This window comes from Actinomadura sp. NPDC000929 (assembly GCF_040492065.1).
Classification (GTDB): domain Bacteria; phylum Actinomycetota; class Actinomycetes; order Streptosporangiales; family Streptosporangiaceae; genus Spirillospora; species Spirillospora verrucosospora.
In genome coordinates this window covers 13,048-32,176 of sequence record NZ_JBEUPA010000099.1, presented here as the reverse complement: position 1 = coordinate 32,176, position 19,129 = coordinate 13,048, and the positions used below count along the sequence as shown (strand labels likewise).

The following is a 19,129-nucleotide window of genomic DNA, read 5'->3' as shown; positions in this document are numbered from 1 at the left end:
CGATCCAGTTCAGCCAGCACTCCTGGTGGTAGGGCGCCGGGCCCGCGACCAGGTGCGCGTAGCGGGCGCGCAGCTCGTCGCGCGTGAGGGGCTCGCCGCCGATGTGGCGGTGCAGGCGGGGGTCGTCCAGGACGGGGGCCATCTCGTCCGCGTGGTGGACCGCCAGCGGCTCCAGGACGAGGCGCTGGGTGCGGATGGTGTCGGCGATCGGCCCGTACACCCGCCGATCCTATGCTCTCGCGTCGCGGCGGGCCCGTGGAGCGGCCCTCAGAGCCGCCACTCGGACCGCCGGCCGGACAGCCGCCGCGTCCAGGCGCCGGCCGGATGCTGGCGCGGCTGGAGCCACAGCCACGGCTGGGCGTGCCGGAACGGCAGGTCGGTGCCGGGCTGCCACGGGAACAGGCCGTCGCCGTTGGGCCAGACGACCTGCAGGACCGGCGGCGGCCGCCGGTAGAACGCCACGGCGCCGCCGAACAGCCCGACGGACCAGTCCGGTTCGACGTTCCGGAAGGCAGCCTGCTGCCCCCGCACGACGCCGTCGCGTCGCTCCCCGTCGGCGGGGGCGCGCCCCTCGGCGGTCTCCCGGCCGAGCATGTTGAGGATCTCTTCCGTCTCGTACACGTCGCCGCCGAACATCGCGAGCTCGGGGGCGCCGTGGCTGTGCCACAGGCCGACCGTGTACGCCCAGCCGGGACCGTCCTCGTCCGGCTGGACGAGGACGACGCTCCACCCGTACTGGGTGATGTGCACGATGGTGCGGAGATGGAAGTTGTCCAGGCGGTCGCGGTCGCCGTAGTCACGGCACATCACGCAGGTGCATGAGAGGCGGTCGCCGGACATGACCCTCAGCTTACGATCAATCGACCCTGGGCGAGCATGCCGCTGCGCGAAGGATCACCAGAACGCGCCGGTGTCGCGCGGCGGCGCCTCGTGCTCGTGCCGCACGGCCGGGCCGCGCAGGCCCCGGACGGCCATGGCGCCCAGCAGCATCGCGGCGGGCATGCCGAGGGGGAGGGCCGTGAGCGGGGCGACGGACGCCACGTCCAGGGCCGTCCCGCCGAGCAGGCCCGCGACGCCGAGGTCGGCGCCGCGCCGTCCCGCGCCGAGCGGCAGCGCCAGGAGGGCGGCGGCGACGGCGAGGCCGGCCGGGGGCGCCGCCAGCGCGCGGCGCCGGACGAAGAACGCCAGCGCCACGCCCAGCGCCCCCAGGACGGGCAGCGCCATCACGCCGTACCAGCGTCCCGGCTCCGGCCTCATGCCGACCTGGATGAGGGGCGCCGGGACGCCTTTGCGCAGGTGCCAGCGGTGATTATCGGAAATGTCAGGACGCACCGTTGCGGATACCGGCGGAAGCCGCAATTGCATGGCCGTGTCGTCGAAACCCCGCGCCGCGAGTTCGCGCGCCGCGCCGGAAGTGTCGATTCTCAGGAACGGCCTGCGTCCCGTGCGGTAGGCGCGGCCGATTTCCGCGCGGGCGAACGGCGCCCCGCGGTCTTTCCTGGTGCGGACGCGGACGGGCCCGGCGCCGGGGAACAGCGCCGCGGCGACCCGTCCCGCGAGCGCCCGCACCTCGGCGTCCGACCGGAGCCGCCCCGCCGCGTACAGGTCGACCTGGGCGCCGCCGTCGGCCAGAAGGGCGACCTCCATCCGCGCCCGCCGCTCCCGGGGCGGCGCTCCGCCGCACCCGGCGAGCACGGCGAATACCAGCAGGATCATCGCGACCGCGGCAAGCCGCCGAAAACGCACCCAGGCCTCGCTTCGTCGGTCGGTGTCCCGGCGCCGGAAGAATGATCTATTTTATGCGCGACCACCGGTGGAGCACAGCAGGGAGAAGACCATGGCCGAAGACCCGGTCAACGCGATCGACACCTCCGTTCCGCACTCCGCGCGCATATGGAACTACTGGCTCGGCGGCAAGGACAACTATCCGGTCGACCGCGAGGCCGGCGACCAGTACGTCAGCATCTACCCCGGGATCGTGGACATCGCGCGGACCGGCCGGCATTTCCTGGCTCGCGCCGTCCGGTACCTGGCAGGGGAGGCGGGCGTCCGCCAGTTCCTGGACGTCGGCACCGGCCTGCCCACCGTCGACAACACCCACGAGGTGGCGCAGCGCGTCGCGCCCGAGGCGCGCATCGTGTACGTCGACAACGACCCGCTGGTGCTGTCCCACGCGCACGCCCTGCTGACGAGCCGTCCCGAAGGCGAGACCAGCTACATCGAGTCCGACATGCGCGAGCCCGAGCAGATCCTCGCGATCGCCCGGGGCAAGCTCGACTTCGACCGCCCGATCGCCCTGATGCTGATGGGCGTCCTCGGGCACGTCGACTCCTACGACGAGATCCTGCACATCATCCGGACCCTGATGGGCGGCCTGCCCTCCGGCAGCTTTCTCGCCCTCTACGACGACACCGACACCGACGAGGCCCACAACAAGGCGCAGCAGGAGTACGACGACACCGGCGCCGTCCCGTACCGGCTGCGCCGTCCCGAGCAGATCGCCGGGTACTTCGACGGCTTCGAGCTGGTGGAGCCCGGTGTGGTGGCGTGCGAGAAGTGGCGCCCCGAGCCGAGCCCGTTCGGTGAGACGCCGAGCACCTCGACCCTCTGCGGGGTCGCCCGCAAGGCCTGACCGGACGGGGCCGCCGGCCGGAACCGGCCGGCGGCCCCGTCCGCCGCTCAGATCGCCGACAGCTCCACCGGGATGTTGCCGCGGGTGGCGTTGGAGTAGGGGCACACCTGGTGGGTGGTCTCGACGAGCTGCTGCTTGGTCTCCGCGCTGAGGGCGTCGGGCAGCTTCGCCACCAGCTTGACGTCGAGCTGGAAGCCGCCCGAGCCGTTCGGGCCGAGGCCGACCTCCGCGGTCACGGACATGCCGGAGACGTCGATCTTCTGCTTCCGCGCCACCAGCTGCAGCGCGCTGGCGAAGCACGCGGCGTAGCCGGCCGCGAACAGCTGCTCGGGGTTCGTGCCGTCGCCGTCACCCCCGAGCTCCTTCTGCAGGGCCAGCTGGAGGTCCAGCCGGCCGTCGCCGGTGAAGGCGCGCCCGTCGCGCCCGGTGGCGGTGGCGGTGGTCGTGTACTGGCTCATGAGCCGTCCCTTCACAAGTAGACAGACAGATCTGTCTGCACTCCGGAGACTAGACGGGTCTGTCTGGTAGCGTCAAGGGGTGACCACGAGATCCCCGGCGCCCCGCCGGAGCGCGGCCTGGTCCCGCGTGTTCGACACCGCGACGCGCCTGTTCTACGCCGAGGGCGTGCACGCCGTGGGCGTCGACCGGATCATCGCCGAGGCCGGGGTGGCGAAGGCGACCTTCTACCACCACTTCCCGAGCAAGGACGACCTCGTCCGCGCCTACGTCACCGAGCAGAGCCTGCGGCAGCGCGGCATCGCCGACGTGCCCGCGTCCGCGACGCCCCGCGAGGCGCTCCTCACGGCGTTCGAGCGCATGTGCACGTTCGGCTCCGAGCCCTCCTACCGCGGCTGCCCGTTCATCAACGTCGCCGCCGAGTACCCCGACCCCGCCCACCCGGTCCGCCGGGCGGTCGACGAGCACCGCGAGTGGTGCCGGGGCCTGTTCCGCGACCTGCTGGCCGCCGACGGCCATCCCGACCCCGAGCGCACGGCCCACACCCTCATGCTCCTGAGGGACGGCCTCGCCGTCGGCTTCGACCTCGACGACCCGGCGACGGTCCGCACCGCGGTCCACGAGGCCGTCACCAGAATCCTGGACGCCCCCACCCGTCCCCCCGACCCCGCCCACCCATGACCGCAACCCCACCGCGGCCGCTGCTCTTCCTCGACATCGACGGGCCGCTCATTCCCTTCGGACCGCGCGAGCACCCGACGTACCGGCCGGCCTCGTCGCCGGACGTCGAGTCGAACCCGCTGCTGGCCCGGATCGATCCCGCGCACGGCCCTAGGCTGATGGCGCTGCCGTGCGAACTGGTGTGGGCCACCTCCTGGACGGACGACGCGAACGAGTGCGTCGCCCCGCTCGCGGGGCTGCCGCGGCTGACGATGGTGACCTGGCCGGACGACCCTGGAGCCGAAGAGCGGGACCGGCGACATGGCCTCCACTGGAAGACGCGCACCCTCGTCGCATGGGCGGCGGGGCGCCCTTTCGCCTGGCTCGACGACGAGATCACCGACAGGGACCGCGCCTGGGTGGCCGCGCGGCATCCGGGGCCGGCTCTCGCGCATCGGGTCGATCCGGGTGAGGGGATCACCGATGCCGACTACCGGGTTCTGGGGGAGTGGTTGCGGGTTGTGGTGTGAGGGTGCGCTCCGGGGGTGGTCGGGGTGTCAGCGGTGGAGGGGGGTTTCCTGGGTCATGCGGGAGAGCTTCTCGGGGTTGCGGACGGCGTAGAGGCCGGTGACGCGGCCGTCGTCGACGCGGGTCGCGATGACGGTGTCGATCTCGCCGGCGCGGCCGAGGATCAGCGCGGGGTGGCCGTTGACGTGCGTCGGCCGCAGCGTGACCGCGCCGGAGAGCCGGGCGAGCACGGCGGCCACCTTCTCCGCCCCGACCACGGGCGCGAGCGCGGCCCGGACGACGCCGCCGCCGTCGGTCAGCAGGACGACGTCCGGCGCGAGGACGTCCAGCAGGTTCCGCAGGTCGCCGGTCTCGACCGCCTGCCGGAAGGCGTCGAGCGCGGCCCGGGCGTCGGACGGGGCGGCGGTGTCGCGGGGCCTGCGCGCGGCGACGTGCCTGCGGGCGCGGTGGGCGATCTGGCGGACCGCGTCGGGGTTCTTGCCGACGGCCTGGGCGATCTCGTCGTAGTCGAGGCCGAACACCTCGCGCAGCACGAACACCGCCCGCTCGGTCGGCGCGAGGGTCTCCAGCACCAGCAGCATCGCCATCGAGAGGCTCTCGGCGAGTTCGACGTCCTCGGCCACGTCGGGCGTGGTCAGCAGCGGCTCGGGCAGCCAGGGCCCCACATAGGACTCCTTGCGCCGGCGCAGCGTGCGCAGCCGGGTGAGCGCCTGGCGGGTGGTGGCACGCACCAGGTACGCGCGGGGATCCCGCACCGTCTCCAGGTCGACGCCCGTCCACCGCAGCCAGGTCTCCTGCAGGACGTCCTCGGCGTCGGCGGCCGAGCCGAGCATCTCGTAGGCGACGGTGAACAGCAGGTTGCGGTGGGCGATGAACAGCTCGGTGGCGGCGTCCATGCGGCTGTCGGCCGTGTCCTTCGTTCGTTCGTCCATGGCCCTCTCCATTACGCGTTTCGTGCCGTGCACAGGACGCCGGACCCGGTCCGCGTGTGACATCGGCGATCGGTGGCGCACGTCACACTCGGGCCCCTGTCACGGAGGCGGGGGCGGCGGCATCTCGTGTCCGGAACCGCGTGGAGAGCCGCGCGGGCCACGAGACGGGAGCTTGACCATGATCGAGAACAGCGGGAGCCGGACGGTCGCGATGGTCACCGGGGCCAACAAGGGGATCGGCCGGGCGGTCGCCGAGGCGCTCGCCGACCGGGGCATGACGGTCCTGCTCGGTGCGCGGGACCGGCGGCGCGGGGAGGAGGCGGCCTCGGCGCTGCGCGCTGCGGGCGGCGACGTCCACGCGGTGCGCCTGGACGTCACCGACACGGCCACCGTCCAGGACGCCGCGACGTGGGTCGAGGAGCGTTACGGGCGCCTCGACGTGCTGGTCAACAACGCGGGCATCACCGGCTCGGGACAGGTGGCGCCCCAGGACGCCGTCGACCAGATCCCCAGTTCCGTCGACCTGGAGCTGGTCCGGGCGGTGTTCGCGACCAACGTCTTCGGAGTGATCGCGGTGACCAACGCCATGCTGCCGCTGCTGCGCCGGTCGCCGGCGGCGCGCGTCGTCAACGTCAGCAGCCACGCCGGGTCGCTGACCCTCACCAGCGACCCGGACGGCCCCTTCACGGCGCTGCTGCCGTCGGCCGCGTACACGCCGTCGAAGGCGGCGCTGAACGCGCTGACCGTGCAGTACGCCAACGAACTGCGCAAGGACGGTGTGCTCGTCAACGCCGTCGCCCCCGGCTTCGTCGACACCGACAGCAATGACCACACCGGGCATCTCACCCCCGCGGAGGGCGCCGCCGTCGTGGTGCGCCTGGCCACGCTCGGCGCGGACGGGCCGACCGCCGGCTTCTTCGGCGAGGACGGCCCGCTGCCCTGGTAGGGCCGCCTCAGGCGGGCAGCATGCCGTGGCGCAACTGGAGGAGGGACTTGCTGAGCAGGCGCGAGACGTGCATCTGCGAGATGCCGAACTGCTCGGCGATCTGCGTCTGGGTCTGGTTGCCGAAGAAGCGCAGCAGGACGATGGTGCGCTGCCGTTCGGGCAGCTCGCTGAGCAGGGACCAGAGGGTCTTGCGCTCGACCACGTGCTGCAGGTCCGGGTCTTCGGCGCCGAGATGGTCGACGATGAGCCCCGCGTCGCTCTCGGAGCCCCCTTCGGCGGGCGCGTCCAGGGACAGCGGGTTGTAGGAGTCCCACGCGATGACGGCCTCGGTGACCTCCTCCAGGCCGAGGCCGAGGAGGCCGGCGAGTTCGCTGGGCGTGGGGGAGCGGCCGTTCTCCTGGGAGAAGACCTGGGTGGCGTGCACCAGGCGGGGGCGCAGTTCCTGGATGCGGCGGGTGACGCGGATGCCCCAGGTCCGGTCACGGAAGTGCCGGCGCACCTCGCCGAGGATCACGGGGTAGGCGTAGGCGTGGAAGCTGTCCCCGCGCTCGGGGTCGAAGCGGTTGATGGCCATCACCAGGCCGAGGTAGGCGACCTGCCGGATGTCCTCCAGGGGCTCGCCGCGGTGCCCGTAGCGCCGCGCGATCGACTCGACCATGGAGGCGTGCGCCTCGACCAGGGCGGCTCTCAGCCGGTCGCGCCGTTCGGGGCCGGTCCCGGGGTGGTTCATCTCGTCCAGCAGCGCCTCGGCGGGGGGCGGTTCATCTTCGCGGGGGGCGGCTCGGCCGCCGCCGTCCCTCACCGGTGCCTCGGCATTTGTCACTAGGGCCCCTTCCTGGGCGTCGGGGTGCGGGAGTCGTGCGGCGGCCCGGGGCTCAGCGCCGGAACCGTCCGTGGTGGTGCGGGAGGGGGGTCGGCGGTGCGGCGGTCTCGGGAGCTTCCAAGGGGACGACGCGGCTCACACCCGTCGTGGCGCAGACGCGCGGCACCGTCCCGGACGGGGGGAGCCGCAGGGACAGGGGCGTGGCCAGCTCGGAGGCGTGGATGTGGACGCGCAGGATCGCCTCCATGGTGCTGGGGTCGCAGTAGTCGCAGCCGGTCAGGTCAAGGACGATGGCGGGGACGCCGTCGTCCAGCAGGCGCCGCGAGGAGTCGCACAGGTCGTCGTAGTTCGCGAGTCCGAGGACGGCCGGCAGGCGCAGAACCGCCTGACGCCGGGTGAACCTCACCGAGATGCCGCTGGGGGTCGTGAAGGCTTTGCGCATGCCACCTCACCGGGAGAGTCGGAGTGAAGCGGGCCGCGCTGTTGGACCCAGAAGACACCGGAACGGGACTTCTTCTCACATCTCCCCATGCGAGTCGGCCTCAAACCGGCGTCCGGCCCCGGCCACCGGCCCCAGCCGAGGGGCGGGGACCAGCGGCCGGCGGGCCGGACGGCATAGCATTCGGGGGCGGCGGCTCCCGGCTGGGGGTGGTCGCGGCCGCCGCCGCCTGATGACGTTGGAGAACTCGGTGAACGATCGGCTCGTCCCCGGTTCGGACCGTGCCCGGGAGTCCGCGGGCCACATGGTCGAGCTGACCCGTTCGCTGCTGGACGCGGAGACGGTCGACGGGGTCCTGCGCCGCATCCTGCTGGCCGCCCGCATGCTGATCCCCGACGCCGACATGGCCAGCATCACGCTGCGGGAGCGCACCGGCGAGCTGCGCACGCCGTTCCACAGCGACCCGTCGGCGGTGGAACTGGACCGGCTCCAGTACCGGCTGGGCGAGGGCCCGTGCGTGGCCGCCGCGGACCCCGCCGGCGTCGCGTTCGCCCGCAGCGGCGACCTGTCGGCCGAGCCCGCCTGGCCGGAGTTCGGCCCGGCCGCCGCCTCGTACGGCTACGCGTCCGTCCTGGCCACCGCGCTGCTGCTGCCGGCCGAGTCGGACGCGGCCGTCGGCGCGCTCAACGTGTACTCGCGGGAGCGCGGGAGGCTGGACGACGTCGCCCGCGACACCGCGCTGCTGCTGGCCACGCACGCCTCCCTCGCCCTGGCCTCCGTCAGGACGGCCGCCGACGGCGCCCACGACCTGGCCGACGCGGCGAACCAGATGGCGAACCTGCGCCGGGCGCTCGACACCCGGACGGTGATCGGCCAGGCCACCGGCATCCTGATGGCCCGCCGCGGTCTCGACGCCGACAAGGCGTTCGAGCTGCTGTCCCGCACGTCGCAGAACCTCAACGTCAGGCTCGGCAGCCTGGCGGAGGGCATCGTCTCCGCCCCCGAGGCCGCCGACGACCTCTGACCGGCGCCCGCCCGCCCCGGGCGGAGGACGACCGGGCCCCCGGCAGGTCAGGACGCCTTGGTGATCTCCTTGCTGACGCCGCTCGGACCCTCGCACTCCCGGTACCAAGCGCTCCCTTGCCAGGTCCGGCGGACCGAGCGCCCCGGTGTCAGTGGACCGTCGAGCCGCGGCCGGACAGGATGAGAGGCATGGCGGAGGATCTGGCGACGGTGTGGGACAACTTCGAGACAATCGACAGAGAAGTGCGGCCCCATACGCTGGACGGCGACCAGAGCTGGGACGCGCCCAACCTCGGCGCACTTGTACGTGCGGTTCGGCGCACCAGCCTGCACAGACTGTTTCCCTTCACCACCCTGAACCAGTTCTGCCTAGGCGACGGACCCGATTTCTGGAAAGCCGGGGCCGACGGCGGGCAGATCGCGCCCGCCTTCGTGGCCCGCACCCCCGAACGCGGCTACCTGGTCTGGGCAGGCAATCCCTACCACGACGTCCAGACCCCTCCCGTGCTCGTCACAAAGGATCCCGAGGCCGCCGCCCGCTGCCTGGAGCGACTACTGGCCGACTGGCCTGGCGACGACCGGCCCGGTTCCGGGGGCGGCGCCTCGGCATCCCTCTGACCTGGGACGGTTCAGGGCTTGCGGCCGACGCCGCCCGTCATGAAGCGGACGTCGATGGTGCTGGCGTCCAGGACGGGCTCCTCGGGGCGCCACAGCGGGAGCGGGACGAGGCCGGGCGGCAGGATCTCCAAGCCGTCGAAGAAGGCGGCCAGCTCGGCGGGCGTGCGGACGCGGCCGGTGCCGAGCTGCTCCAGGAGCTGCTTCTCCAGCGCGACGGACTCGGGGGCGTCGCCCAGCCGGGTGAAGTTGGTGATGAAGAAGAAGGAGCCGCTGGGCATCGCGTCCCGCAGCACCTGCACGATCCGGCCGGGCTTCTCGTCGTCGGCGAGGTGGTGCAGGATCCCGACGAGCATCACGCAGACGGGCTTGTCGAAGTCGATCAGCGCGCGGACCTCAGGGCGCCCGAGGAGGTCCTCGGGCTGGCGGATGTCGGCGGTCACCACGGTGGTGTTGGCGTTGTCGGCGAGGATCGCACGGCCGTGCGCCAGCACGATCGGATCGATGTCGACGTACACCACGTGGGCCGCGGGGTTGACCTCCTGGGCGACCTCGTGGGTGTTGCGGACGGTCGGCAGGCCCGAGCCCAGGTCGAGGAACTGGGTGATCCCCTCCTCGGCGGCGAGATGGCGCACGACGCGGTGCAGGATCGCCCGGTTGTGCAGGGCGATGTCCCGGAGCTCCGGCATGATCGCGAGGCTGCCCTCGGCGACGGCCCGGTCCACCTCGTAGTTGTCCTTGCCGCCGAGCATCACGTCGTAGACGCGTGCGGCGGTCGGGACGCCGGTGGGAATCTGCGGGGACGACTCGGCCATGTGCACCTCGAGGCTCAGGAGATCTTGTACCGCATCGTAGCTTCGCGGAGCCGCGCAGAATGCGAAAAACCCTTATGCCAAGGGGCTTCTCGCGAACGCAGCGCCGGGACCGCCCCCGAACCCGGGCTGAAGCCGGGACGACGAGGCGCCCCCGGAAGGCTCCGGACGCCGATCTCGCCCGCGGCTCAGCCGACCTTCGGGGTGGCGCGGTCGATGATCGGGGTGAGGTCCAGTCCCGCCGGGAGGGTGCCGAAGGCGCCGCCCCAGTCGCCGGCCAGGCGGGTGGCGCAGAAGGCGTCGGCGACGGCCGGGTGGCCGTGTCTGACCAGCAGCGATGCCTGCAGGACGAGCGCCAAGCGCTCGGCGACCCGGCGGGCGCGGTACTCGATCGTCGCGGTGTCGGCGAAGGCTTCCTTGGCCTCCTTGACGGCCGCGTCGAGGCGGGCGTCGGCTCCTTGCGCCTGGTCGACTTCGTCGAAGAAGGCCTCCAGCGTCTGCGGCTCGCGCAGCACGGCGCGCAGGATGTCGAGCGCCGCTACGTTGCCGGAGCCCTCCCAGACTCGATGCGGCTTCGAAAATGAGGCAAAATCGCAGGTCAGCATGCATGTTGATCATGCGTGGTGGTGGCTGGTGCGGGGCTGTGACAGGCAGTCCGCTAGCCGGTTCGCTAACTCGTTCTCCGGTCGAGAGGAGGAGTCAGTGCGGCAACCGTACGTAGCCAGGAAGGTCAGCAAGCGCACCGGGGCGACCCGGTACACGGGGATGTACTACGACACGACCGGGACACCCCGGTCGGCCGGCACCTACGACGACGAACTAGAGGCCCTGACTGCGGCCCGCCGGGAGCAGAACAGACGCGAGGGCGGCGTCCTGGGGGAGATGACGCCGACGCAGAGGCGCGCGATGACGTTCGACGAGTTCTGGCCGATCTTCCAGCGGCATCACCGGGTCGAGCCGAACACGATGCAGACCTACTTCGGCGTCTGGATCAACCACGTCCGCCCCTTCCTGAAGGCCGACCGGGTGGCGACCTTCGACTCCGCCCGCGCCGTCCAGTTCTTCACCTGGCTGGCGGAGACAGAGCGGACGGTGACCACGAGGCGGGCCTGCCGGAAGGTGCTCTCGGCGATGCTCGGCCTCTCGATCCTGCTGGGCTGCCGCACCGACAACCCCGTCCGGGGACTGAACGTCGGCAAGCAGGCAGCGCACAAGAACATCAAAGTGATCAACGAGACGGTGTTCTGGGAGTTGTGCAGCAAGTTGCAGTTGCCGACGCAGCGGCTGTTCGCCGAGCACATCATCTCCACCGGGGTTCGCTTCTGCGAGGCGATCTCCTTCCAGGAGGGGGACCTGGACTACGACACCGGCATGCTGAACGTGCGCCGCTCGACAGTGGAGGTGGCGAAGCAGTTCCATCCGACCGGTGGCCGGTTCATTACCCGCCCCTACACGAAGAACGGAGAACACCGCCGATTCAAAGTCGGCAGGCCACTGGTGGAGAAGATCCGCGCCCACGTCGAACAACACGGCATGAAGCCAGGCGACCTGATTTACCCAGTCCGGTTGTTCATGCCGGACACGGCCTGGGTCAACCTCCCGCGCTGCACCACCGAAGAGATGGAAGCCGCCGCGAAGACCACGTTCATCTCACCCATCACCGGCGCACGCGTCACTCACGCCAAGGTCAGTACGTACCGCAAGCACGGCTGCAGGTGCGCGCCGTGCGTACAGGCCTACCGGGACTACCGGTCCGCTTATCGGGTGCAGGCGACGGCCCGCAAGGGCAAAGTCACTCGCCAACGGATCCGCCGCGACGGCAACGACTACCTGGCGCCCAGTGAATGGAGCACCATCTGGATCCCGGCCCGAAAGGCAGTCGGCGTCGATGTGACCCCGTACCAACTGCGCCACTCCCACGCCTCCCTCCTATTGGCACACGGTGTCACGCTGCCGGACGTCCAGGCCCGCCTGGGCCACAACGATTTGACATCCACCACCCACTACGTCTGGGCGCTCGCCGAGGAAAGCGAGGCCGCAGCAACCATGATGAACGTGCTGCTGGGCTACGAGGTAAAGCAACCTGACCCGCAAGAGGCGATGTTGGCGCGCATGGAGGCGATGATGCACCGCATGCAAGCCATGATCGCCCCACCCCTAGCCCGCCAAATCGCAGCCGAAAGCTCCACCTCCCGCCCAGACCTACACCTGGTCACCGACACCCTCACCGCTCTGCAAATCCCAACAGGCGCTGACGCCTCCGGCACCTAGCGCGAGGGCGCGGGCCACCTGCCGAAGGACACCCGACACGCCCTCCGCGGCTCTGCCTGCAGTCTGTCGTGCGGTCGGCGTCTCACCCGCCGACTGCACGCCAGACGGGCGCTCAAGCCGCTGCCGGTGGTGTTGCCCCCGACCGGTTGGCAAAAATTCGCGCGGACAATGCGTACCGCGTCGAGCATCTGGCTTGGCTTCGCAGAGGACCTGTGTAATTCCGGCTGACATCGTGAGGCCGGCAGACCCGCCCAATCGGTCACATCGAACAGGAGCGTCCCGTTCGGCCGCTGACCACGCCCAGGCGATTACCGTTCGTCTTGGAGTAGTTGCACAACGTAGCGATCGAACGAGGGTATCCGCGGGCGCTAAGAGCAGCAGGGGATCGTGTGGCTAGGAAGACGACCTGAGCGATGCGACGATTTTCCCTCACCAGGTTAGGGCCAGGGGCGTGGGCGATGGTGCAGCGGCTATGCGCGATTCCGGGCTCGATCAACGCGACATGGTCGCCCCGCGGATCCGAGGGTCGGGAGTGCTGACGAGGGCCGTTCTCCCGTAGAGATCGACGAATCCGAGAGGAGTGCGTGATCGTTTCGCTGGAGAAGGAGGTGCGCTTCGGCGACCATCGCGGCGGATCGATGCAAAGTAGGCCTTGCCATGTGGTCAGTAACCTTAGGATGCCAGAGTGGCGATTGGTAGACGCAAGTCAGTCTGGTATCCGCGCATGGCGGACATTCCGGGTGTTGGGTTTCAGGGGAGCCCGAACGTCGACCGTACCCGGTTGCCCGGAGCGCGGGCCCGCCCGCGTGCTGACGGCGGCTATCTCTCGTGGCCCTCTCCCGAGGGTAGCATCTCGTCCAGTTCTCCGGTTCACCGCCTTGCTTTCGGAGCCACTGAACCGCGAGACGAGCTGGAACTGGTCCGGATGACCTGGGAGGGGCTGGAATTGCCCGGGACCCCCTCGGACTATCACTTTCTCCTGCAGGGGACCGTCACCGAGTTGTGGAAGAAACGGCAGCGTTATACGCACGGGTTGGCGGCTCTCGAACAGTTCTGTCACTTGGATCTGCTCTTGATCGAGGCCGCCCCCGAGGCGGTCGTGCTGGATGAGAGCGACCCTGCCCGCGGTTTCGTGCACATTTCGACCCTGGGTTTCCTCATCGGCCTTCTGGAGCGGGAGGGGGCCTTGCGTGAGGCGCTGGCGGTGAGTCGGCGCGCCCGCAGATTTGGCGAAGAGTACTGGAGCGAGGATTTGGAGGCCAAGGTCGCCACGCTGGATGAGGAGCTGGCATGACCTCAGGGCGCCTGATCGACACAGTTCCTGGCCAATCGTTCCTGGAGAACGCCTTCGTCCGTTGGGTGCTGGCGCCAGCGGTCAGAGAGGCGATCGCAGCGCACATCCTCCCGCAGCACCCGGTGCCTGTGCCAGAGCACACCTACCGACTGGACTACCTCATCGCCGGTGTGCGGCTGCGAGTGGCGATAGAACTCGACGGATTTACCCATCACAGCGACAGGCAGGCCTTCGTCTACGACCGGGTCCGCCAGAATGACCTGGTCGCTCGTGGATACACAGTTCTCCGGTTCTCCTATGGCGCCATCCGCGATGAAACTGCGCATTGTGTCGGCCAACTGCAGGCGGTGCTACGCAAAGATCCGGTCCTCGCGGCCTATGTGATCGCCGACCCCATCGTCCCCGTTCCCGACGACATGATCGCCAATCCACTGGGACTGGCCACGCCGCCCCCGGCGGCTGTGCCACGTACCGCGCTGGGTTTCTACGACATCGCCCGACAGCACCTGGCGCTCCGGCCGCTGCGGGAGTGTCAGCGCGAAGCCTTGGGCGCCCTGGCCGACTATTACCGCCGCGGCGAGATCGACGCGGCCTGCGTAATGTCGGTCGGAGCCGGCAAGACCACGCTGGGAGTAGCAGCCGCTCTAGCCTTCACCCGGCGGCGCGCCCTCATCGTAACGCCGGGCCGCGTCATCCGAGGCACCTTTGCCGCCGCCTTGGACCACAAGCGGGCAGGCAACACCTTGTACACCCTGTCGGGCGGGCCGCTGATCCCGGGATGTCGGCCGCCGCGCGCGCTGGTCCTCGACAGCCGTGGCGGCCCCATCCAGACGGTGCAGGCCGAAGAGTTGCTGGACGCCGACATGATCGTCACCAACTACCACTCGCTCGCCGGTAGTGACCAGGGGGCGGGGCTGCTAAGTAAGGTCTCGCCCGACGACATCGACTTCATCGTGATCGACGAGGCACACATCGCGGCTGCCGACTCTTACAGGCAGTTGTTCGCGCGCTTCCCTCGGGCGCGCCGCCTGCTGATGTCGGCCTGTTTCAGCCGGGCAGACGGCAAGCGGATCACTGCGGACGTGGTCTATCGCTACCGACTCATTGACTCAATTGCTGACGGCCACGCCAAGCAACTAAACGCACATCGGTTCAGCCCGCGCGTCGAGGAGACAGCTTATGAGATCCGCTGGCCTAATGGACGGTGCGAGCAGATTGTCGGCAAGGGCGCGCTGCTGGAAATCATGCGGGACGAGCGCAAGCTGGCCCGGATCACCGCGACCTCCGAAGAACCCATCCGCAAGATCATGCGCAACGTTCGTGCCTGCCTGAACGGCCAGGCCAAGACACTGACACCGGTCCGACCCCGCGTACTGTTCGCCGCACTAGGGCAGCAGCACGCCGAACAGATTTCCCGCATCGCCAACGAATACGGCATCGCCTGTGCGCCGCTGCACCACTCGATGAGCGAAACCGAGATCTCCGCAACCCGGACCCGATTCGAGACGGAGTCAGGGAATCTGGAGGCTATCGTGCAGCTTCGGATGCTCGGCCAGGGCTACGACCTGCCGCCCATCACGATCGTGGTGCCGATGCGGCCTTACGGCAGCTTCGGCGAGTTCTATCAGTTCATCGGCCGCGGGATCCGCATCATCCAGCACCCTGCCCTGGCCGACCGCACACACGAGCAACGTCTGGACGTCGTCTACCACGGTGAACTTGGACTCGACGCCCACCTGGAGACGATGCGCGCGGAGAACGACATGGACCCCCATCCCACTCAGGACGATGAGTTCGGGGACGCGCCAGCCGCCGATGCCACCGTCACAACGACAGCGGCAACGGCGGCGTTGACAGGCTCCACCCCAGGAAGCTCAGCGGCCATTGGGACCTCGGCCGTGGTCTTGTGGGAACAGGGCGACTCGCATCAGCAGTTCCTGCACGACGCCGACTCGACGTCTTCGCCCAGAGATACGCCGCGTACGCCGAGAAGAACCCCGACCCCAAACCATTTGCGCAGTTTGTGGCAGTCATTCGGAGCATGCATGGCTGACCGTGATCAAGGCCTACACCGAGCCGCGCACCTCGCGGGGCTTCCGCCCTATCCGTTTCTGCATTCGGAGAGCGAACGCGGCCGCCGTGCACGCTTCGATGACATGGACCACTGCGCCTCACGGCTGCTAGAGGCCGCTTTAGCTGGCCAGTGCGTCATTAACCTGGTCGAGGATGATGCTGACCCCAAGCGCCACGCGTTGGTCACGGCCGCTCCTATCGATTCGGTTGGGCGGGCCGCCCTGCAAAAGAATCTGACGCTGTCAGCGCAACAAGCCAACGGAGCTTGGTTCCTACCGGAAGTGGTTCCTCTCAAGTCGTGGACAGTGAACTTGAGTGCGCATCTGCGGAACCAGTCGGCGCACGCACTGACGCTCGCCGCCGACGACAGCGCCCGAGTGCGGCTGGCGTCCTCTCCTGACGCAATGCTCACCTGGACGCTACTCGTCCCCCTGTTCGACCATCTACTGCGGCCAATCACAGAGCGGGCCACCGCCTCGGTGCGCACACCAGAGGAACACCGCACCGTCTGGCTAGAGATCATCCGCTCCTACCAACGGCTGGGTATAAACGCCGGTTCGGTGCTATGGGCTTTCGCCTACCGTGGCGGCTGGAGCGGCCTGGACCGGGCTGGGCATGCCCGGGCCCGCATCGCCCTGCTGGACACCATTGCCGACCATGACTTGCTGTCGATCGTTCGCGCTTTCCGCGCCGACCGGATCCGCGCCCTCATCGACAAGACCGTACAGAAGGCCAGACGCGGGACCCCGCTTGCTCGCCACGTGCTGACCAAGCCGATGCAGCCCGTCCTATCGGCCTACTTCGCAGGCAGTTGGCTAGAGTTCCTGAACTACCTGGAACTGCCGCCCAACCCCAATGAAGAACTTATGGCTGCGCTGCCCAAGCCCACGTTCTTTGTAGGCGGCGCTGCTATGGCCGGCAACGCCGCCGCCGAACACGGCATCGAGGTTGACGACGCCAACGCCATGCTGGCGGCCTTCCTCGGGCAGGACACTACGACATCACCCGTCGAACGACGCGTGGCAGCTCTGCGATCGTGGTGGCGGCACTTCGACGCAGCCCACGCCAGCCAACGCACCGGGACGCCTGACCTGTGGGGGCTGGTCGAGGACGCCCCTCACATCATCGGCTACCTTCCCGGACCCACTCCGCGACTCTATGACCGGCTCCTGCCCACTGACCTCGTGGGCGAAGTGGAGGAGCTGTGGAGCGGGACAACGTTGCCACGCTGGCCGCAGGCGATTACCACCGAGCCCTACCCGCACATGGCAATGGCCGAGACTCTCGGCCCGGCGGTCACCTTTTGGCACGGCGTCGGGCTCACCGCCTGGTTCGTATGCGCAGGACCCTACTCGCGCACGCCCTTGAACGGCCTTCGCGGCTATTACGAGCGCACCCTCGTCGAGCTGGCGGCACTAGGAACGCCAATACATTCGAGCTTGTTCGAGGAGTTGGAGCAAGCCGAGGACCTACTGGGCCCCCCAGAAGAACTGGTCCACCATGAGGAACACCTGCAGATGCCCGACGGTGCCATCGCGATTAAATTCACTGGCGGCGGCCAACGCCGTGCCGGATTCGAGATCCTGCGCGACATCATCACCCGACACCGCCGCGGCTGGAGCAACCGCTATCTAGACTCCTACCTGCAAGAACGCTGGACGCAGGAACTAACGGCTGTCGCTCGCGAGCTCCATCGTCGCATTGCCGCGACCGGCAAAGCCCCGACCTTCCGCCAGTTCGCTAAATTCGCCGCCGGGACAGCTGGCCACTGGTTCAACGGCGACCTGGCAGCCCTGTACACCAGCATCGGTGAGAAAGCTCCGGACACAGCCTCCCGAGTCAGGCTCCTGCCCCGCGACACGCGCCGATTCATCGACACCGTCTACGCCGAGATCGGCGGGCGCCCCTATGAAGAGCACCTGCGGATCACCGACTTTCCCGCCGCTGACCGCTACCGACAGAGATCAAGGCTCGCCACCGCCAGCACCCGATACGTTCAGATCGTTGAAGCGCTTGGCCGCCTGCCCAAGCACACCGAGTTCGGTGCGGGCCGATACGAGTGGGATTGGGCGGACGGCCTGGAACGCGGCTGGCCTCTCTACCAGCGCGCCATCACCGCTGCAGGCGGCCCATGACAGGGTAGTTGTGACGCGATATGCCGATGCCGTTCGCTGCCGCTCAAGGTTTAATTTGGTCCGTTCCGTAAGTCCCTCAGGCGCGGCTGACCAGCGGCCTTAAGGTCTTGGTCAAGCCACCCCGGCTCACCTGCGTATGCGTGTTCCCACCAACCGGCGCGCTCATTGTCGTGGTTACGTAGCGGGATCACGAGCGTCTCCCGGCGGAGATGTGGCGCGAGCAGGCGGCGGACAAAGGTTCCGTCGGAGGTGCGAGTGGTGGCTGTTTCGGCGGTTGGATCGGTTGCTCCGAGGCTGACAGCCGGACCTGTCGAGAGGACGACTCCCTCGGCGTTCTCCGGCCACTGCACCAATTCACGAATCGCTGCGGCGATCTCCGCGAGGCGCTCCTGCGGTTCCAACTTCGCCCAATCGGTGAACTGGAACAACCCGTCTAGGCAGTCGACGCGGATCCAGGCCGGCCACGGGCTGCGGACTTGGACAGCCTTGGCGGACAACGTCCCGCCGAGGCGACGCCAGCCGTCGCGCTGCTGCACCGCGCCTGTGAACCGAACCGTCCCCACCGGGACCGCACCCCTGTGGACGGTCACGACACCGATCTCGCTAGGAACCGGATTCGCGCCGACCGATCCGGTCGTCGACTCCGCGACAGCCTCGACGGCGTCCAGCCACGCCTGCGTATCGTCCTTCACCATGTGACCGTCAAGAGCGACGGTACAGGTCACGTTGTGACGTAGTTCGATCTGACGGATCGCGGCCATGAGACCGTCTTCGTAGGACTGCCAGTCCCGATCGACGGCGGCACGGGGAACGGTTGTCGTCTCCACCATCCATGGCCGGTCGGTGTCCCCGTCGATAAGCAGATCTCCGTGCCTGCTCGAGCCGGGGATTGCCGGCTCGAATGTTGCGATGCTTCCCCGATCTTGAGCGGCACGCGCGACCTCCAGTTGGAGCAGAGTGTGTCGCCACATGGAGGGGTCGGCACCACGTCGAAGCTCGGCTCTGATCTTGGTAAAGGTGGGCTCAGTGACCGCGTGATCGAGCTGAAGGATAAACCACAGCGCGTGCGGTAGCCCGTACACATGGGTGCCTGCGAAGAGCAGCTCACCGGGAATCCAGCCCTGTTTGCGGTACTGCCGGGCGAGCCATGAATCTCCGAGCAGCATCCGCAACCTCATTAGGGCCCAGCGCGTTGTCTCCACACCTTGATCCGTCAGCCCGTTGCTGCTGATCAGGCGATCGAGGTCCTGCCACGTCAGTTCGCTCCCGGTCACACCGGGTATGCTCCCGCGCTCGCGACTGGCTCTTCAAACGAATTGCATGCTCTCGACAGCCTATCCGGACGGGCTCAAGGCGCGTTCTCGACAAGTGGCCGGACGGCCGATCTCACTTGCCAGTTCGCCGTTGCCACCACCTCAGCTGTCGGAACCTCCGTGTAGTGTTCGCTCTGGATCGTCACCCAGGTTCCGCAAGACTCGGAAGTGCTCGCC

19 protein-coding genes are annotated in these 19,129 nt (G+C 69.0%); 9 read left to right on the top strand and 10 right to left on the bottom strand.

Features of this window, described 5'->3' with window-relative positions; translation table 11 throughout:
• The 3 genes from ABWI04_RS28485 to ABWI04_RS28475 all read right to left on the bottom strand — a co-directional run.
• Positions 1-220 (bottom strand): GNAT family N-acetyltransferase (locus ABWI04_RS28485; protein WP_502913180.1); only part of this gene is annotated, 220 nt, incomplete at its 3' end.
• 47 nt (positions 221-267) lie between these two features.
• On the bottom strand, positions 268-840 hold the full coding sequence (locus ABWI04_RS28480) for a DUF4262 domain-containing protein (protein ID WP_345177242.1): 573 nt from the start codon (positions 838-840) through the stop codon (positions 268-270).
• A gap of 54 nt (positions 841-894) precedes the next feature.
• Positions 895-1,716 (bottom strand): hypothetical protein, encoded by an 822-nt coding sequence (locus ABWI04_RS28475; RefSeq protein ID WP_353834372.1) that lies wholly within the window; start codon positions 1,714-1,716, stop codon positions 895-897.
• A 121-nt stretch (positions 1,717-1,837) separates the two neighbouring features.
• Here ABWI04_RS28475 and ABWI04_RS28470 point away from each other — a divergent pair, with 121 nt between their 5' ends.
• Positions 1,838-2,632, top strand: a complete 795-nt coding sequence (locus tag ABWI04_RS28470; protein WP_353834371.1) for an SAM-dependent methyltransferase — start codon at positions 1,838-1,840, stop codon at positions 2,630-2,632.
• A 47-nt stretch (positions 2,633-2,679) separates the two neighbouring features.
• Here the strand turns inward: ABWI04_RS28470 and ABWI04_RS28465 are convergent, their stop codons facing one another.
• The gene (locus ABWI04_RS28465; RefSeq protein WP_345187647.1) at positions 2,680-3,090 is read right to left on the bottom strand and encodes an organic hydroperoxide resistance protein; all 411 of its coding nucleotides are present in this window, start codon (positions 3,088-3,090) and stop codon (positions 2,680-2,682) included.
• A 79-nt stretch (positions 3,091-3,169) separates the two neighbouring features.
• Here ABWI04_RS28465 and ABWI04_RS28460 point away from each other — a divergent pair, with 79 nt between their 5' ends.
• Positions 3,170-3,769 (top strand): TetR/AcrR family transcriptional regulator, encoded by a 600-nt coding sequence (locus ABWI04_RS28460; RefSeq protein ID WP_353834370.1) that lies wholly within the window; start codon positions 3,170-3,172, stop codon positions 3,767-3,769.
• Positions 3,766-4,278 (top strand): HAD domain-containing protein, encoded by a 513-nt coding sequence (locus ABWI04_RS28455; RefSeq protein ID WP_353834369.1) that lies wholly within the window; start codon positions 3,766-3,768, stop codon positions 4,276-4,278. The genes ABWI04_RS28460 and ABWI04_RS28455 overlap by 4 nt, the downstream gene beginning before the upstream one ends.
• Positions 4,279-4,305: 27 nt before the next feature.
• Here the strand turns inward: ABWI04_RS28455 and ABWI04_RS28450 are convergent, their stop codons facing one another.
• Positions 4,306-5,208, bottom strand: coding sequence for an RNA polymerase sigma-70 factor (locus ABWI04_RS28450; RefSeq protein WP_345187642.1), 903 nt, complete (start codon positions 5,206-5,208; stop codon positions 4,306-4,308).
• A gap of 178 nt (positions 5,209-5,386) precedes the next feature.
• Between ABWI04_RS28450 and ABWI04_RS28445 the strand changes: the two genes are divergently transcribed.
• Positions 5,387-6,154: an SDR family oxidoreductase gene (locus ABWI04_RS28445; protein ID WP_353834368.1), complete on the top strand. Its 768-nt coding sequence runs from the start codon at positions 5,387-5,389 to the stop codon at positions 6,152-6,154.
• 7 nt (positions 6,155-6,161) lie between these two features.
• Here the strand turns inward: ABWI04_RS28445 and ABWI04_RS28440 are convergent, their stop codons facing one another.
• Both ABWI04_RS28440 and ABWI04_RS28435 read right to left on the bottom strand, forming a co-directional pair.
• Complete coding sequence (locus ABWI04_RS28440; RefSeq protein ID WP_345187637.1) at positions 6,162-6,977, bottom strand: SigB/SigF/SigG family RNA polymerase sigma factor; 816 nt, start codon at positions 6,975-6,977, stop codon at positions 6,162-6,164.
• A gap of 52 nt (positions 6,978-7,029) precedes the next feature.
• Positions 7,030-7,419, bottom strand: a complete 390-nt coding sequence (locus tag ABWI04_RS28435) for an STAS domain-containing protein (protein WP_345187634.1) — start codon at positions 7,417-7,419, stop codon at positions 7,030-7,032.
• A 247-nt stretch (positions 7,420-7,666) separates the two neighbouring features.
• On the opposite strand from ABWI04_RS28435, the gene ABWI04_RS28430 reads away from it, so the two are divergent.
• Positions 7,667-8,440, top strand: a complete 774-nt coding sequence (locus ABWI04_RS28430) for an ANTAR domain-containing protein (RefSeq protein ID WP_353834367.1) — start codon at positions 7,667-7,669, stop codon at positions 8,438-8,440.
• Positions 8,441-8,628: 188 nt separating this feature from the next.
• On the top strand, positions 8,629-9,057 hold the full coding sequence (locus ABWI04_RS28425) for a hypothetical protein (protein ID WP_353834366.1): 429 nt from the start codon (positions 8,629-8,631) through the stop codon (positions 9,055-9,057).
• Positions 9,058-9,068: 11 nt separating this feature from the next.
• On the opposite strand, the gene ABWI04_RS28420 is transcribed toward ABWI04_RS28425, so the two are convergent.
• Positions 9,069-9,869, bottom strand: coding sequence for an SAM-dependent methyltransferase (locus tag ABWI04_RS28420; protein WP_345187623.1), 801 nt, complete (start codon positions 9,867-9,869; stop codon positions 9,069-9,071).
• Between the two features lie 185 nt (positions 9,870-10,054).
• Positions 10,055-10,471, bottom strand: a complete 417-nt coding sequence (locus ABWI04_RS28415; protein ID WP_353834365.1) for a hypothetical protein — start codon at positions 10,469-10,471, stop codon at positions 10,055-10,057.
• Between the two features lie 97 nt (positions 10,472-10,568).
• Here ABWI04_RS28415 and ABWI04_RS28410 point away from each other — a divergent pair, with 97 nt between their 5' ends.
• From ABWI04_RS28410 to ABWI04_RS28400, 3 genes are all read left to right on the top strand, one after another.
• On the top strand, positions 10,569-12,137 hold the full coding sequence (locus ABWI04_RS28410; RefSeq protein ID WP_353834364.1) for a tyrosine-type recombinase/integrase: 1,569 nt from the start codon (positions 10,569-10,571) through the stop codon (positions 12,135-12,137).
• 925 nt (positions 12,138-13,062) lie between these two features.
• Positions 13,063-13,431 carry a hypothetical protein gene (locus tag ABWI04_RS28405; protein WP_353834363.1) on the top strand — a complete coding sequence of 123 codons (369 nt, stop codon included), beginning with the start codon at positions 13,063-13,065 and terminating at the stop codon, positions 13,429-13,431.
• Positions 13,428-17,639, top strand: a complete 4,212-nt coding sequence (locus ABWI04_RS28400) for a DEAD/DEAH box helicase family protein (RefSeq protein WP_353834362.1) — start codon at positions 13,428-13,430, stop codon at positions 17,637-17,639. The genes ABWI04_RS28405 and ABWI04_RS28400 overlap by 4 nt, the downstream gene beginning before the upstream one ends.
• Before the next feature lie 50 nt (positions 17,640-17,689).
• Here ABWI04_RS28400 and ABWI04_RS28395 read toward each other — a convergent pair whose 3' ends face one another.
• On the bottom strand, positions 17,690-18,913 hold the full coding sequence (locus ABWI04_RS28395) for a hypothetical protein (RefSeq protein WP_353834361.1): 1,224 nt from the start codon (positions 18,911-18,913) through the stop codon (positions 17,690-17,692).
• Positions 18,914-19,129: the final 216 nt, after the last annotated feature.